Below are 16,827 nucleotides of genomic sequence, written 5' to 3'. Positions count from 1 at the left end.
AGGATAAGTATGCGTACTATTCTGATTACCGGAGCAAGCGGTGGACTGGCCCAAGAAATGGTCAAACTCTTGCCAGATGACCAACTCATCTTACTAGGTAGAAACAAGGAAAAACTAGCTCAACTATATGGAAATCATCCCCGTGTAGAATTGATTGAAATCGATATTACTGATGACTCGGTTCTAGAAGATCTGGTAGCTGACCTCTATCTCCGTTATGGTAAAATTGATGTTTTGATTAACAATGCTGGTTACGGGATTTTTGAGGAATTTGACCAGATTTCTGACAAAGACATTCACCAGATGTTTGAGGTCAATACCTTTGCTCTGATGAACTTGTCTCGTCGCATTGGGTTTCGAATGAAGAAAAGGCGAAAGGGGCATATTATCAATATCGTCAGTATGGCAGGTTTGATAGCTACTGGCAAATCCAGTCTCTACTCAGCGACAAAGTTTGCAGCGATTGGATTTTCAAACGCTCTGCGCCTCGAACTCATGCCCTATGGTGTCTATCTAACGACGGTCAATCCAGGACCAATCCGAACAAGATTTTTTGACCAGGCAGACCCAGATGGCAGCTACCTCAAGTCTGTTGACCGCTTTCTCTTAGAACCAGATGCGGTTGCTAAAAAAATCGTCAAGACTATAGGAAAAAATAAACGAGAACTCAATCTCCCAGTTTTGTTGAATTTAGCCCACAAATTTTATAGCCTCTTTCCTAAACTAGCTGATAAGTTGGCAGGGGGAATCTTTAATTATAAGTAAAAGGAGTTCCTTACAAAGGGAACTTTTTATCATGTTTTACTGAGTGTCAAAAATTGTTTATTTTTGTTCTAAATCTACATTCACATTTTCTAAATCTTCTACAAATTTTAGAAAAAACAATCAAAATTATGATTTTTAATGTTTAGGGTATTGNAATTCCCTATATTATTTTATAAAATAAGAGTAAAAGGCTATGAAAAAGTAATACGCTTACAAGAAAATGGAAGCGGTTACTAAAGGAGGATTTTATGGAAAAAGGCCATTGGAATCGTAAAAGAGTCTACAGCATTCGTAAGTTTGCTGTAGGCGCTTGCTCTGTCATGATTGGAACCTGTGCGGTTCTATTTGGAGGAAGTGTCGTTGGAGAATCACCAGTTTTCGCGGATGAAACTCCTATCACCCACACTGTGGAACAAGCAAAAGAGGAAAGTCCGGCAGTGGAGGAAAAAGAAGATCAAACTGTAGCAGAGCACAAGGATGCTGCAAGTGTCGACCAAAGTCAAGCTACTCCCATTGAAGCAAGCAAACCAGAGGTGAAAGAAGAGGAACCTGTAGCTTCAAAAGAGGAGAAAGCATCTCTAAAACCTGAAGAAACTGCTCCAAAGGTAGAATCTCAAGTTTCAAGTCAAGAAAAGCCTGTCAAGGAAGATTTGAAAGCTGCGACAAATGAAGAAGTGAATCAAATGATTGAAGATAGAAAAGTGAATTTTAATCAAAATTGGCACTTTAAACTCAATGCGAATCCTAAAGAAGCTGTGAAATCAGATGCCGATGTATCAACATGGCAAAAATTGGACCTTCCACACGACTGGAGTATCTTTAACGATTTTGACCATCAATCACCTGCTCAAAACGAAGGTGGACAGCTAAATGGTGGTGAAGCTTGGTATCGTAAGACCTTTAAACTTGATGAAAAAGACCTCAAGAAGAATGTTCGTTTGACTTTTGACGGTGTCTACATGGATTCTCAAGTCTATGTCAACGGCCAGTTAGTGGGACATTATCCAAATGGTTATAACCAGTTCTCATACGATATCACCAAATACCTTCACAAAGATGGTCGTGAGAATGTGATTGCTGTCCATGCTGTTAACAAACAACCAAGTAGCCGTTGGTACTCAGGAAGTGGTATTTACCGTGATGTGACCTTGCAAGTGACAGATAAGGTTCATGTTGAGAAAAATGGTACAACTATCTTAACTCCGAAACTGGAAGAACAGCAACACGGCAAGGTTGAAACTCATGTGACCAGCAAAATCGTCAATACAGACGATAAAGACCATGAACTTGTGGCAGAGTATCAAATCGTTGAACGTGGTGGTCAGGCTGTAACAGGCGTGGTTCGTACAGCAAGTCGTACCTTGAAAGCACATGAGTCAACAAGCCTAGATGCTATTTTAGAAGTTGAAAAACCAAAACTCTGGACAGTTTTAAATGACAAACCTGCCTTGTATGAATTGATTACGCGTGTATATCGTGATGGTCAATTGGTTGATGCTAAGAAGGATTTGTTTGGTTACCGTTACTATCACTGGACTCCAAATGATGGTTTCTCTTTAAATGGTGAACGCATTAAATTCCATGGCGTTTCCTTGCACCATGACCACGGAGCACTTGGAGCAGAAGAAAACTATAAAGCAGAATATCGCCGTCTCAAACAAATGAAGGAGATGGGGGTTAACTCTATTCGTACAACACACAACCCTGCTAGTGAGCAAACCTTGCAAATCGCTGCAGAACTTGGTTTGCTCGTTCAGGAAGAGGCCTTTGATACGTGGTATAATGGCAAGAAACCTTATGACTACGGTCGTTTCTTTGAAAAAGATGCCACTCACCCAGAAGCTCGAAAAGGTGAAAAATGGTCTGACTATGATCTTCGTACCATGGTCGAAAGAGACAAAAATAACCCAGCTGTCTTCATGTGGTCTATCGGGAATGAAATCGGTGAAGCCAATGGTGACGCCCACTCACTTGCAACGGTTAAACGCTTAGTAAAAGTGATTAAAGATGTTGATACTACACGTTATGTTACCATGGGAGCAGATAAGTTCCGTTTCGGTAATGGTAGTGGTGGACATGAGAAAATTGCTGATGAACTGGATGCGGTTGGATTCAACTATTCTGAAGACAACTACAAAACCCTTCGTGCGAAACATCCAAACTGGTTGATTTATGGTTCAGAAACATCTTCTGCTACTCGTACACGTGGTAGCTATTATCGTCCTGAACGTGAATTGAAACATAGTAACGGACCTGAACGTCATTACGAACAGTCTGACTATGGTAATGACCGAGTTGGCTGGGGTAAAACAGCAACAGATTCATGGACTTTTGACCGTGACAACGCTGGCTATGCTGGACAATTTATCTGGACAGGTACAGACTATATCGGGGAGCCTACGCCATGGCACAACCAAAACCATACACCAGTTAAGAGCTCTTATTTTGGAATCGTAGATACAGCAGGTATTCCAAAACATGACTTCTACCTCTACCAAAGCCAATGGGTTTCTGTTAAGAAGAAACCAATGGTTCACCTCCTTCCTCACTGGAACTGGGAAGACCCTACTCTAAAGGCGAACGTAGCTGATGCAGAAGGTAAGATTCCAGTTCGTGCTTACTCTAATGCTGCTAGCGTAGAATTGTTCTTGAATGGTCAATCCCTCGGAGTTAAGAGCTTCAACAAAAAACAAACTAGCGATGGACGAACTTACCAAGAAGGCGCCAATGCCAATGAACTCTACCTTGAGTGGAAGGTTGCTTACCAACCAGGTACTCTGGAAGCAGTAGCTCGTGATGAAGCTGGTAAAGAAATAGCTCGTGACAAGATTACCACTGCAGGCCAACCAGCAGGTGTTCGTCTCATCAAGGAAGAGCACGCAATCGCAGCAGATGGAAAAGACTTAACTTACATCTACTATGAAATTGTTGACAGCCAAGGGAATGTAGTACCAACTGCCAATAATCTGGTTCGCTTCCAATTGCATGGACAAGGTCAACTTGTCGGTGTCGATAATGGGGAACAAGCCAGCCGTGAACGCTATAAGGCGCAACCAGATGGTTCATGGATTCGCAGAGTCTTTAACGGTAAAGGGGTTGCCATTGTTAAATCAACTGAGCAAGCAGGTAAATTCACCCTTACTGCCCACTCTGATCTCTTGAAATCTGGTCAAGTAACTGTCTTTACTGGTAAAAAAGAAGACCAAGAAAAGACCGTTCTTGGAACAGAAGTACCAAAAGTACGTACTGTTATTGAGAAAGAGCCAAAAATGCCGAAGACAGTCGGTTTTATCTACAGTGATGGCAGTCGTGAAAAACGTCCAGTAACTTGGTCTTCAGTTGATGTGAGCCAAGCAGGAGTTGTGACTGTTAAAGGTATGGCTGACGGACGTGAAGTTGAGGCTCGTGTCGAAGTTCTAGCAATTGCGAAAGAACTACCAACAGTTAAACGTGTTGCCCCAGGAACAGATTTGAATGCTGTTGATAAATACGTTTCTATCACTGTAACAGATGGAAGCGTTCAAGAATACGAAGTGGATAAGTGGGAGATTGCGGAAGCAGATAAAGCCAAACTTTCAGTTGCAGGATCACGTATTCAAATGACTGGCCAACTAGGAGGCGAAACCGTTCATGCTACCCTTGTGGTAGAAGAAGGCAATCCTGCAGCACCTGTAGTGCCAAATGTAAGTGTTGGTGGTGAAGCCGTTACAGGCCTCACTAGTCAACATCCAATGCAATACCGCACTCTTGCTTACGGTGCATCCTTGCCAGAAGTTGTAGCAAGTGCTGAAAATGCGGATGTTACTGTAGTCCAAGCAAGTGCAGCAAACGGTATGCGTGCAAGCATCTTTGTTCAACCCAAAGATGGTGGTCCGCTTCAAACCTATGCAATTCAATTCCTTGAAGAAGCACCGAAAATTGACCATTTGAGCTTACAAGTGGAGCAAGCTAACGGTCTTAAAGAAGACCAAACAGTGAAATTGTCTGTACTTGCTCACTATCAAGACGGAACACAAGCAGTTTTACCAGCTGATAAAGTGACCTTCTCTACAAGTGGTGAAGGGGAAGTCGCAGTTCGTAAAGGAATGCTTGAGTTACATAAGCCAGGAGCAGTCACTCTCAAAGCAGAATATGAGGGGGTTACAGGTCAAATCGATTTCACGATCCAAGCCAATACTGAGACGAAGGTTGCGCAATCCATTCGTCCAGTAAATGTAGTGACTGACTTGCATCAGGAACCAAGCTTTCCAGCAACAGTAACGGTTGAGTATGACAAAGGTTTCCCTAAAACTCACAAAGTCACATGGCAAGCTATTCCAAAAGAAAAACTAGACCGCTATCAAACCTTTGAAGTGCTAGGTAAAGTTGAAGGAATTGACCTTGAAGCGCGTGCCAAAGTATCTGTTGAAGGTATCGTTTCAGTTGAAGAAGTCAGTGTGACGACTCCAATCGCAGAAGCGCCGCAATTACCAGAAAGTGTTCGTACCTACGATTCAAATGGTCACGTTTCATCAGCTAAGGTTACTTGGGATGCGATTCAATCAGACCAATACGCTAAGGAAGGTGTCTTTACAGTCACTGGTCGCCTAGAAGGTACGCAATTAACTACCAAACTTCATGTTCGTGTGTCTGCTCAAACTGAGCAGGGGGCAAACATTTCTGACCAATGGACCGGCTCAGAATTGCCACTTGCCTTTGCTTCAGACTCAAATCCAAGCGATCCTGTTTCAAACGTCAACGATAAATTGATTTCCTTTAATGACCGACCAGCCAACCGCTGGACCAACTGGAATCGTAGTAATCCAGAAGCTTCAGTCGGTGTTCTATTTGGAGATTCAGGTATCTTAAGCAAACGTTCCGTTGATAATCTAAGTGTCGGATTCCACGAAGACCATGGAGTCGGTGCACCGAAGTCTTATGTGATTGAGTATTATGTCGGTAAGACCGTTCCGACAGCTCCTAAAAACCCTAGCTTTGTAGGCAATGAAGAACATGTCTTTAACGATCCAGCTAACTGGAAACCAGTTACCAATCTAAAAGCCCCAGCTCAACTCAAGGCTGGAGAAATGAATCACTTTAGCTTTGATAAAGTTGAGACTTATGCTGTGCGCATTCGCATGGTTAAAGCAGATAATAAGCGTGGAACTTCTATCACAGAAGTACAAATCTTTGCAAAACAAGTTGCGGCAGCCAAACAAGGACAAACAAGAATCCAAGTTGACGGCAAAGATTTAGCAAACTTCAACCCTGATTTGACAGACTACTACCTTGAGTCTGTAGATGGAAAAGTTCCTACAGTAACAGCAAGTGTTAGCAGCAATGGTCTTGCTACCGTTGTTCCAAGTGTTCGTGAAGGTGAGCCAGTTCGTGTCGTCGCGAAAGCTGAAAATGGTGACATCCTAGGAGAATACCGTCTACACTTTACAGGCAATAAAGACTTACTCTCTCGTAAACCAGTTGCTGCGGTCAAACAAGCTCGCTTATTGCAACTAGGTCAACCACTTGAATTGCCAACTAAGGTTCCTGTTTACTTCACAGGTAAAGACGGCTATGAGACAAAAGACTTGACAGTGGAATGGGAAAAAGTTCCAGCAGAAAATCTGACAAAAGCAGGTCAATTTACCGTTCGAGGCCATGTCCTTGGTAGTGACCTCGTTGCTGAGTTCACTGTACGAGTGACGGACAAACTTGGTGAGGCTCTCTCAAACAACACTAACTATGATGAAAACAGTAACCAAGCCTTTGCTTCTGCAACTAATGATATTGATCCAAGTTCACATGACCGTGTAGACTATATCAATGATGGAGACCACAATGAAAATCGCCGTTGGACAAACTGGTCTCCAACACTATCTTCTAATCCAGAAGTATCAACAGGTGTTATTTTCCGTGAAAATGGTAAGATTGTAGAACGGACTGTTGCGCAAGCCAAACTTCACTTCTTTGCAGATAGTGGAACGGATGCGCCATCTAAACTCGTTTTGGAACGCTATATTGGTCCAGACTTTGAAGTGCCTACCTACTATTCAAACTACCAAGCCTATGATGCAGCCCATCCATTCAACAATCCAGATAACTGGGAAGCTGTTCCTTATCGTGCGGATAAAGATATTGAAGCTGGTGATGAAATTAACGTAACATTTAAAGCTGTGAAAGCCAAAGCCATGAGATGGCGTATGGAGCGTAAAGCAGACAAGAGCGGTGTTGCGATGATTGAGATGACCTTCCTTGCGCCAAGCGAATTGCCTCAAGAAAGCACTGCATCGAAGATTCTTGTAGATGGAAAAGAACTTCCTGACTTCGCTGAAGATCGTCAAGACTACCAAATTACCTATAAAGGTCAACGTCCAAAAGTGACCGTTCAAGAACGCAATCAAGTAGCTTCAACAGTTGTAGATAGTGGCGATAATAGTCTTCCAGTACTTGTTCGTCTCGTTTCAGAAAGTGGAAAACAAGTCAAGGAATACCGTATCCAGTTAACCAAGGAAAAACCAGTTTCTGAGAAAACAGCCCCTGCTATTCAAGAAGAGAATCCAAGTCTTGAGGTTGTCGAAAAGGAACTTGCCTTCCAGACTGTTGAAAAAGAAGATCCAAGTCTATATGTAGGTGAAAGTCGTGTAGAACAAGAAGGACAAGTTGGTAAGGAACGCATTCTTACATCTGTTAGTCCAGACGGAACTCGTGAAGAGAAACTCCGTGAAGTGATCCAGGCTCCTGTTAACCGGGTTCTTCTCGTTGGAACTAAGCGAGGTACAGCCCAACCACTTGATGGAGCTGCAGGTTTGGTTCATGAAAAACCAGAGCTTCTGGTTGAAGAAGAGGCAATTGATTTCAAAGTTCAAGAACGTAAGACTGACAAACTTTATGTGGGTGAAAGTCGTGTTCTTCAAGAAGGTCAAAAAGGTGTTCGTATTCATCTAGTAGAAGTCGAAAACGGTAAGCGTACATTGAAAGAAACTTTTGATAAGATAGTTGCGCAAGATCGTATCGTGGAAGTAGGAACTAAACGTGGTACGGCTCAACCGCTTGATGGTGTCAAAGATTTGATTCATCACAAGCCAGAGCTCCTAGTGGAAGAAGAGGAAGTTGATTTCCAAGTTCAAGAACGTAAGAACGATAAACTTCCAGTAGGGAAAACTCGTGTGATCCAAGAAGGTCAAAAAGGTGTTCGTGTCCACCTAGTAGAAGTCGAAAATGGTAAGCGTACATCGAAAGAAACCTTTGATAAGGTAGCATCGCAAGATCGCATTGTGGAAGTGGGAACTGCTGTAGCACAAGAAGAACTAAACCCACAAGTTCCTGTCAATCCAGATGCGCACCAACTGGCTCAAACAGGAGCACAATCTCAAGAAGAAAAAGTGACACAAACTGAAAAAGGTCACCTTCCAAATACAGGAAGTGAGTCTCAGGTGTCAGCTTTAGCAGCAGGATTGGCTATCTTGGGCTTAGGTGCAGGCCTTGCAGCTACTACTCGCAAAAAAGAAGATTAAGTTTAGTTACAAGCTAAACTGAACAGGAAAAGGCCAGAGTGACGCTCTGGTCTTTTTCGTCTGAGTTGTAATAGTAAATAAATGTTTAGAATAGTCAATCCTATTCCAAATGGATTTTGTTCAAAATTCATAAAGTGCTCTTCACACTTATAAAAAGAGAGGTCGTGTTTGAAAATAATTGATAAATATGCTACAATAGTAGGCACTGGTAATTTTTATAAATGATTTTTTAATGAGAAAAATCGGATAAAATCCATTCAACTTTCGAAAGATCATGATCAGATGAGAAAGCGTAAAATTCCTTACCCTTCAGAGATTTGGTATGGGAATGGTTTTTTTAGATGTTAATCATGGTGACAGAGTTGATATACTTATAAAAATTTTAAGGATTAAGTAAATCCGTTTATGCATTTGATAATGTTCAAATAGAAAAAATGGAAGAACAGGTGTTCTCACATGAAAATATTCAAGGATAGAAGAGAAGCTCCAAGTAGATTTACACTCATGAGGTGCTCCTGTATTTCGTAGGTGAAATATCATGGTAAGCCAGTTAATCCTATCTTGATTATCAGTGGGATGAGCCTGTTTTCTTGGGTTGTCTTGCTGTTACGATGGTGCATGAACATTGCTAGAAAATGATCGCAAGACTTGCTAAATATAAAGAATAAAGGATGACAGATGAAACATTTCGGTCTTAAGAAACAGAAACGAACAAGTATTTTTTTCCGAAGAGCAATTTTTACAATTTTGATCATTGCGATCTATTTACTTGGTCGCCATATTTTACTTCCAGGATACAATGGCAATACAGGTTTTTCGCAAATAACTGAGCAAAATCCCTTGGCCTATTTGTATTCCTTGGCAGGAGTAGATGTCTCTCAGATTTCCATGTTTTCTCTAGGATTAGGTCCATGGATTACAACGATGATTGTCTGGCAGGTCATCAACTTGAATAAAAGTTGGAATATCCAATCCTGGTCATTGAAAAAAGCGGATTTTGTTCAAAAGATTCTCACTTTGATTTTTTCCGTGTTACAAGGGATAGCTGTTATGTACACGGCTCGTTCGGAAAATGGACGCTTTTTACTTCTTGTAGATGATTGGATTTATAATATGGCTGTACTAGCAACTGTTGTAGCAGGAAGCTTTGTTATTATCTGGTTGGCTGGTTTGAATGTTAGCAAGGGAGTAGGCGGGCAGACAATTATTATTATTTCAGGAATTCTGCTACAATTTGCTAACCAATTAGTGGTATTGATAGGACAATCTGTTTTTTCTAAAGAAGGATTAGCCTTTCTAGTAGGTGCGGCGATCTCATTTTTGCTCTTGGGCTATATTGCCGTGGTCTGCGAGAGAGCTGAAATTCGTTTGCCTCTAAATCGAGTCATGTTAAGTAGTCGTTACTATGGCAAATCTTACCTCCCTATCAAATTTCTTCCCTCTGGGGGAATGCCTATTATGTATGCCTCGAGTGTTATTATGTTGCTTCAGTTGGTATTAGACTGGTTTGGACATGGTTTTACAAAAAATTTTGGTAGTTTATTTGACTTTACAAAACCCCTAAGTTTAGCCTTTTACCTGCTTGCTATCTATCTTCTTGCAATTTTATTTGCCTATATCAACTTAGAACCAGAAGAAACAGCGAAACGTTTACAACGTCAAGGAGAATACCTAGATTATATCCAGCCTGGGAAAGCAACTTTAAAAGTTTTGAAACATTACATTTCCTTACAATCTAACGTAGGAGCACTCTACCTGATCGTTTTTATTGGTTTACCCTATTTCATTAATTTCTTCCTACCTCTTCCAAATTTGCTTTTGACTATACCAAGTACATTGATCATTTTAGTCAGTATGCTCTTGCCTTTGCATGAAGAAATACGTATCTTGAGAATTGGGACTTACTACCACAAAGAATTAGAATTTAAAGGAGAATAGAGGGATATGTTTTACTTTGTACCATCTTGGTATAGACAAGATCGGAAATGGTATTCTACCACCCTGCCTTTCTATTACGTGTCTAAAAATATGATGTTTGATGATGCGGTGAATTTGCTGCGAATGTTTCAGCAATCAGGAGAGGCAAATACCACTCTGATTTTGAACTATTCACCACATATTCGAACCTTTCTTTATCAGCAAAGAATATTGCCAGAAACTGTATGGAATCTATTTGATACCATACAAGGTCTGACGGATGTATCTGTACGTAAAATTCGTCTGGAAGATATTAAATGGCCTCAAGGAGTAGAATTCTTCTATACTCCTTTTATGATTGAGGTATATTTAAATCAAGAACACTATGCTAAAATTAACTTTTCACAAACAGGTAATTTTTTTGATATTACTTATTTTGAGGGTGGGCAGACAAATCATCAGCTAATTTTTGATGATCGTGGATTTGTTTCAAGTATCATCTATTTTGAAAATGATCAACCTTACTACCAAGATTATTTAAATTTACAAGGTACATGGCAGTTTAGGGAATTTTTGGGTACAGAAAATCATCAAGTACTTATCAACCCTGAGGCACAGGCTACATTTGCAAAAGAAGTTTACCAAGATATTGAAGAATTGATCAATGAAAAATTAGATCAGTATCTAACTTCTACGTTAACGAAGGATGATACGATTGTGATTTCGTCAGATGTGCAGCACAATCACTTTTTCCAAAAGATTAAGGAAAATCATTATGTTATTTTGTCTTTTTTTGGAGATCGCTATCCAATCACAAACCAAGAGCAGTTGTTAACGGATTTGACAGACACGCCGTTCTTCGTTGTTGATAGTTTAAATAAAATTGAAACGATGGCAGCTAATATGGATCTAGAACAGTTGCCGGGCTTTTATGAGATTCCGCCTTATGATACTCATCTAAACTTAGGACATAGTCAAAGAAAAAAAGAGTTAATTGTTTACGTCAATTACGACAATCTACCAGCGGATCAAATTCAATATGTGTTTACGACTTTGTTTGAAATGATGTTGAAAAATGAATGGATTGACTTGCTGGTTGGAACACAAAGTCAGGATTTTGGTCGAGAGGCCTATATAAAACAGGTACTAGAAAGCTATCGATCTCTTAAGCCAGAATATGAACAAGAATTGATTTTTGTTGATAAAGAGAAGAGAGCGAGAGGTGAGAACCGAGTTCTTGATGATGAAGAGGAGATTGTTCGCGAACGGATTGATATTGAGACCATTCATAGCGATAGCGATTTGATTAAAGTTCTGAAGTACGTTCGTATTATACTAGATTTGGGAACTCCAGCTGATGTGTTGACTCAAATCGCTGGCATTAGTGGAGGGATCCCTCAGGTTAACTTGTATAGTTCTTCTTATGTGAAGCATGGAGAAAATGGTTGGATTCTAGATGATATTTCAGATTTTGAAGAGGCACTCTTATACTACCTCACAAACTTAGAACATTGGAATCAATCTCTAGTTCACTCAGTCAAGAAGATTGAACAGTATACAAGGGGTGAGATTGTCGATATGTGGAAAAATACCATAAAGGAATTAAAAGGAAATGAAAAAAATTAGTGTTTTGCAAATTGCTGATGAAAATTGGCAGGAGCAATATGAAATTCCTAGTAATATAAAATGGACATTTGTCAAACCAGAAGACATCGTCTCTTTATTGCCAGAAGATATCGGGATCTTAAATAGAGAAGTTGAGGCGGAAAACGGGAAAAAAAAGAAGAAAAAAGTAGACAGACCGTTTGATGTCGTGTTGGTAGATACTGCTGAATATTTAGAGTATGTCACTATCTTGGATCAGAAAATTCAGGTTTACCGTCTGTTCTATCATGAGCGTTGTCAAATCACTACAAAAACGCTGGAACGATTTCTTTTGCGTAAAAAAGCTGTGAAAACAAATTTTGAAAATCCAGAGCAGATGCTACATATATTTTCACGTGGTTTTTTCTCCAAGCAAAATGGAACGAAACTAAGTGTTAATCATCTAGTCGCTGCACCATCTTTTGAGGGGCAAGTCAGTTATGAAGGGACAAATTACCTTCGTTTGTGTGGCCGATACGGCGAGGATTATCAGACTATTGCGACCTATCAACATAATGTTTTTCTGAGTGGGGAAATGCCTTTAGATCTGTGGCCTGAGTTCAGGGTTTCAGAAGGTTGTTCAATCCGCTACGTTGTTAAAGGTTTTCCAGCTGGAAATTCTCCCATGCAAGAATGGATTTATGATGAAACGAGCTTTGACCGATCTCTGACGTTAGATGTAAATGATTCGTATTATTTGAGTATCAGCATTCAAGCAAAAGGACAAGGAATTGTAAAACTTGGTCCCTGCCACTATCGAGACTCCCATCTAGGCTATGGAGACTTGTTAGTCGGAGGAAAACGAATTAGCGATAAAAATAGAGAAGAACTGATTTATTTCTTCCATCCAGGAGATTTGAAACCACCGTTGAACATCTATTTTTCAGGGTACCGTCCCGCAGAGGGATTCGAGGGATACTGGATGATGAATAATTTGGAATCGCCATTCTTACTAGTAGGGGATCCGCGTTCAGAGGGGGGCGCTTTCTATCTTGGATCGGAGGAGCTGGAACAAAAACTTCTCCAAGTGGTTCATAACTGCTTAGATGAACTTGGTTTTACGAAGGAACAACTGACCTTGTCAGGTTTATCAATGGGGACTTTTGGCGCCCTTTACTATAGTTCTAAGTTGGAACCTCATGCCGTCATTGTCGGAAAACCTCTTGTCAACTTAGGAGATATGGCAGAAAATGAGTCAACTATTCGTCCGGGAGGATTTCCAACGTCACTGGATTTGGTGTACCGCACAATAGGGGAGTTATCAAGTGAAGCTACAGCTCAGCTTAACGAACGTTTCTGGACGGCTTTTGAGTCAGCTGATTTCTCAAGAACAAAATTCATTATCTCCTTTATGTATCAAGATGACTATGATATGTCGGCCTATCCCGATATGCTGGATGAGTTAGGACAGCGAGATTACCGCGTCAGCGTTATCAGTAAGGGATTGACTGGACGACACAACGACGATACACAAGGTATTGTCGAATGGTTCTTTAATCAATATAAAACGCTATTAATGAATAGTTTTGAAAGGGAGTTTAAATCGTGAGATACAAGGAAGAAGTCTATTTTGCTTATTGGGATATCCAAAGCATATCTCAGTATCTATACGGTTCATCTGTCAAACTGTTAGATGGTGGTCATGTTTTGTATGAAAACCAGTTCATGCCTTCGGGGACAGTTATTCATGAATGGCATTCACGGGCAAACTATCAGGCCTTACGCAATACGAGTCAGCTTCCTGAATTGAAACGTGGGCAAAACTATATTTTTGGCAGTCATATAGAAACCATCCCAGAAAATTCAACATACTTAAAAGTTGAATTTATGGATGCTCGAGATGAAGAAATTTCGAATCAGATCATTAAACAGGGAGAGAGAGTCAGCGTATGCGTTCCAGATAATACACAATATTATAAGGTGCAGTTAGTCAGCTCGGGTTGTCATCGCTTCCTTTTTGAAGGGATTTATGTTGCTGAGGAGCAGTTGGCGGATTATACAGTGGATCGCTACTGGATTTCTGATTTGCTTCATCAGGATTCCGAGAAAGAAACGATGTATGTTTGCTTTACTGAACCTGAACTCAATCGAACAGGTTTTATTCCAGAACGTGTTCGTGAACATTTCTCAAATGTATTGATTGTTAATTCGTCTTATAGAGAAGCGCTCCTATACATGGAGGAACGTTTTTACGAAACCTTGCTTGAAACGATTGAAGAATTAGCGCAAGAGCATCTTTTTGAAAAAGTGGCTTTTGTTGGTTATGGAGCGATTTCTAATATTGCGGCCTTGCATTACTCCAAACAATTTGGAAATTCATACGCTCTTGTGACGGATGAGTTTTTAAGCGAACTAGACTATCAACGCTTGCTGGAACGTTACCGTAATCGAGTAAATCCGCCTATTTTTAAAGAATTATTGCTACAGCAATTTAATCCGACAAAAGTTAAGGAATATGCGGACTTGAAGACTAGACCACGTGAACTAGCAAACATTGAATATTTATTAGATAAGTCATTTTTACTTCAAGCGATTGACTTGGAAAAGATTGAAGAGTGGATGAGAGAGAATGAAAACTAAACGATTCAATTTGACCAACTCCTATAAACTAATGCGTTACAAAAAGATTTTGGAGAAGGTTAATAAACTATCTGATAGTTATGCAGCTATGTCAAATGAGAAACTGCAAGCTCAGACAAAATGGTTTAAAGAACGCCTTTCTGGAGGAGAAAGTTTGCAGTCCATTTTGCCGGAAGCGTATGCAACCATTCGTGAGGCAGCCAAGCGTGTATTAGGATTATATCCTTATGATGTTCAGGTTTTAGGGGCCTTGGTTATGCAAGACAATCAGATTGCAGAAATGAGAACAGGGGAAGGAAAAACCTTGACAGCTATCCTTCCTTTATACCTAAATGCTTTGACGGAAAAAAGTACAATCCTAGTCACGGCCAATGAATATTTGGCAGCGCGTGATGCTAAACAAATGGCACCCGTTTTTCGATTTTTAGGAATGACAGTTGGGGTTGGTGTCTCGGACGATCCGACAAAAAAACTTAAAATTCCTCAAAAACAACAAATCTATAAGAATGATATTGTCTATACAACACATAGTGCGTTAGGGTTTGATTACCTAGAAGAAAACTTGGCGACATCTCAATCAAAGAAATTTTTGCCCAAATTTTATTTTTGTTTGGTCGATGAAGTAGATGCAGCCTTGCTAGATAGTGCGCAGATGCCTCTAATCATTTCAGGTTCTCCTCGGGTTCAATCCAACCTCTTTCTCTCGTGTGATGAATTTGTAAAAACTCTAAAAGAAGGGGAAGATTTTAATTTAGACTCCACTCGGACGTCTGTATGGTTGACGAGAAAAGGAGTAAAGGAAGCAGAGGTTTATTTCCGCGTTCAGAATGCCTATGATCCAGATAATTACCAGCTCATTCGTCAAATTAACCTAGCTTTGAGAGCTAACCACTTATTTGAAAAAGATCGTCAGTACACAGTGGATAATGGCGAAGTTAAACTGATGGATGAGGCGACAGGACGTCTCTTGGAAGGAAATAAACTCCAATCAGGACTGCACCAAGCACTAGAAGCCAGAGAACGTGTGAAAATCACATTGGAAACGCGTTCGATGGCCTCTATTACCTATCAAAATTTATTTAGAATGTTTCCCAAATTAGCAGGGATGACGGGTACTGGTAAAGTTTGTGAGGATGAGTTCAGAGACGTTTACGACTTGGGAGTCGTAGTTGTTCCTACGCGAAAACCCAATTTACGAATTGATTATCCAGATGAAATCTATCTTACGATTCCTCAAAAATTATATGCTTCATTGGAGTATATCAAAAAATTACATAAAAAAGGTCAGCCAGTTTTAATTGCGACAGGATCAGTTGGCATGTCTGAGATTTATTCTATGCTCTTACTCCAAGAGGGAATCGCCCATAATGTGTTGAACGCCCATAATGCAGCGAAAGAGGCTGAGATGATCGCCCTGGCTGGTAGACGTTCTGCAGTGACGGTAGCAACATCAATGGCAGGTCGTGGAACAGATATTATCTTGGAAGAAGGGGTTGCTGAGTTGGGTGGACTTGCTGTTGTTGGAACAGAGAGAATGTCCAGTGAGCGAGTGGATTTGCAGCTTCGCGGTCGTGCCGGACGACAAGGCGCTCCAGGGTTGAGCAAATTCTTTATTTCTCTTGAGGATGATCTTATTTCTAAGTCTGGTAGCAAATGGATTAGTGAGTACTATCACAAAGAAATTGCAAAACCAGAGGAAAAACAAAAGATTCATTTGACCTCTCGTCGTATTAGACATGCGGTTGAAGAGGCTCAGAAGAATAGTGATAACGCGTCAGCGGCTTCCAGACGTTCAACGGAACGATATGATGAAAGTATCCGTATTCAGCGACAGATTATCTACAATAAGCGTAATAAGCTCATCTCTCATCCAGACTTTGATTTGACTTATTTCTTGTCTATCCTATCGGATGCAGTGGATATTTATACAAGTAAAACACCGTTTAAAGAGCGGGCGGATTTATTTCGCTTTGTTTTGGATAACATTAGTTATTACTGCGAGGATATTCCAGATGATCTAGATGTCACGGATTTACGGCAAGTTAAAAAGTTTTTATCTGACCTCCTTGTTTCAGAATACCAGCAGAAAAAAGATAAAATCAAGGATTCAGAGTTGTTCAATCAATTTCAACGAACTGTCGTTTTGAGAGCGATAGATGACTGTTGGGTTGAGCAAGTTGACTATTTACAGCAATTTCAAGGTTTGGTGTCTAGTCAAGGGTATGCCCAAAAAAATCCTGTCTTTGAGTTTCATAAAGAAGCTTTTAAATCATACAAAAGAATGAATGCAGATATAAATCTAAACATTATAAAAAACATGGCATTGAGTTACATTAATATTAAGCCTTCTGGGAAGTTAGAAGTTTTCTTTGGCTAATACTTTGACAGATTCTGTTGTAGACTTTATAATGATGATATAACTGTATTTTTG

General features: G+C 40.3%; 7 protein-coding genes. All 7 read left to right on the top strand.

Annotated elements, in window-relative coordinates:
* Positions 1–9 precede the first annotated feature (9 nt).
* The 7 genes from D8805_RS06005 to secA2 all read left to right on the top strand — a co-directional run bounded on the left by D8805_RS06005 (position 10) and on the right by secA2 (position 16,773).
* Positions 10–765, top strand: coding sequence for an SDR family NAD(P)-dependent oxidoreductase (locus tag D8805_RS06005; RefSeq protein WP_001259182.1), 756 nt, complete (start codon positions 10–12; stop codon positions 763–765).
* A gap of 248 nt (positions 766–1,013) precedes the next feature.
* The gene (bgaA, locus tag D8805_RS06000; protein WP_125416180.1) at positions 1,014–8,255 is read left to right on the top strand and encodes an LPXTG-anchored adhesin/beta-galactosidase BgaA; all 7,242 of its coding nucleotides are present in this window, start codon (positions 1,014–1,016) and stop codon (positions 8,253–8,255) included.
* Positions 8,256–8,933: 678 nt separating this feature from the next.
* Positions 8,934–10,193, top strand: a complete 1,260-nt coding sequence (locus D8805_RS05995; RefSeq protein ID WP_000680146.1) for a preprotein translocase subunit SecY — start codon at positions 8,934–8,936, stop codon at positions 10,191–10,193.
* 6 nt (positions 10,194–10,199) lie between these two features.
* Positions 10,200–11,798 carry an accessory Sec system protein Asp1 gene (gene asp1, locus D8805_RS05990; RefSeq protein ID WP_125416178.1) on the top strand — a complete coding sequence of 533 codons (1,599 nt, stop codon included), beginning with the start codon at positions 10,200–10,202 and terminating at the stop codon, positions 11,796–11,798.
* Positions 11,785–13,365, top strand: coding sequence for an accessory Sec system protein Asp2 (asp2, locus tag D8805_RS05985; RefSeq protein ID WP_000724330.1), 1,581 nt, complete (start codon positions 11,785–11,787; stop codon positions 13,363–13,365). Before asp1 ends, asp2 begins: the two co-directional genes overlap by 14 nt.
* A complete protein-coding gene (asp3, locus tag D8805_RS05980; protein WP_001269546.1) occupies positions 13,362–14,396 on the top strand; it encodes an accessory Sec system protein Asp3 in 1,035 nt (344 codons plus the stop codon). The genes asp2 and asp3 overlap by 4 nt, the downstream gene beginning before the upstream one ends.
* Positions 14,386–16,773 (top strand): accessory Sec system translocase SecA2, encoded by a 2,388-nt coding sequence (secA2, locus tag D8805_RS05975; RefSeq protein WP_000851050.1) that lies wholly within the window; start codon positions 14,386–14,388, stop codon positions 16,771–16,773. Before asp3 ends, secA2 begins: the two co-directional genes overlap by 11 nt.
* Positions 16,774–16,827 lie beyond the last annotated feature (54 nt).

This window comes from Streptococcus oralis subsp. dentisani, from assembly GCF_003944205.1.
Lineage (GTDB): Bacteria > Bacillota > Bacilli > Lactobacillales > Streptococcaceae > Streptococcus > Streptococcus oralis_BH.
Note: the sequence above shows the minus strand (reverse complement) of the source record. Positions and strands in the feature narration are given on the sequence as shown.

Coding starts and splice junctions, on each gene's coding strand:
- bgaA (WP_125416180.1), top strand. CDS start 1,014: ATGGAAAAAGGCCATTGGAATCGTAAAAGAGTCTACAGCATTCGTAAG.
- D8805_RS05995 (WP_000680146.1), top strand. CDS start 8,934: ATGAAACATTTCGGTCTTAAGAAACAGAAACGAACAAGTATTTTTTTC.
- asp2 (WP_000724330.1), top strand. CDS start 11,785: ATGAAAAAAATTAGTGTTTTGCAAATTGCTGATGAAAATTGGCAGGAG.
- asp1 (WP_125416178.1), top strand. CDS start 10,200: ATGTTTTACTTTGTACCATCTTGGTATAGACAAGATCGGAAATGGTAT.
- secA2 (WP_000851050.1), top strand. CDS start 14,386: ATGAAAACTAAACGATTCAATTTGACCAACTCCTATAAACTAATGCGT.
- D8805_RS06005 (WP_001259182.1), top strand. CDS start 10: ATGCGTACTATTCTGATTACCGGAGCAAGCGGTGGACTGGCCCAAGAA.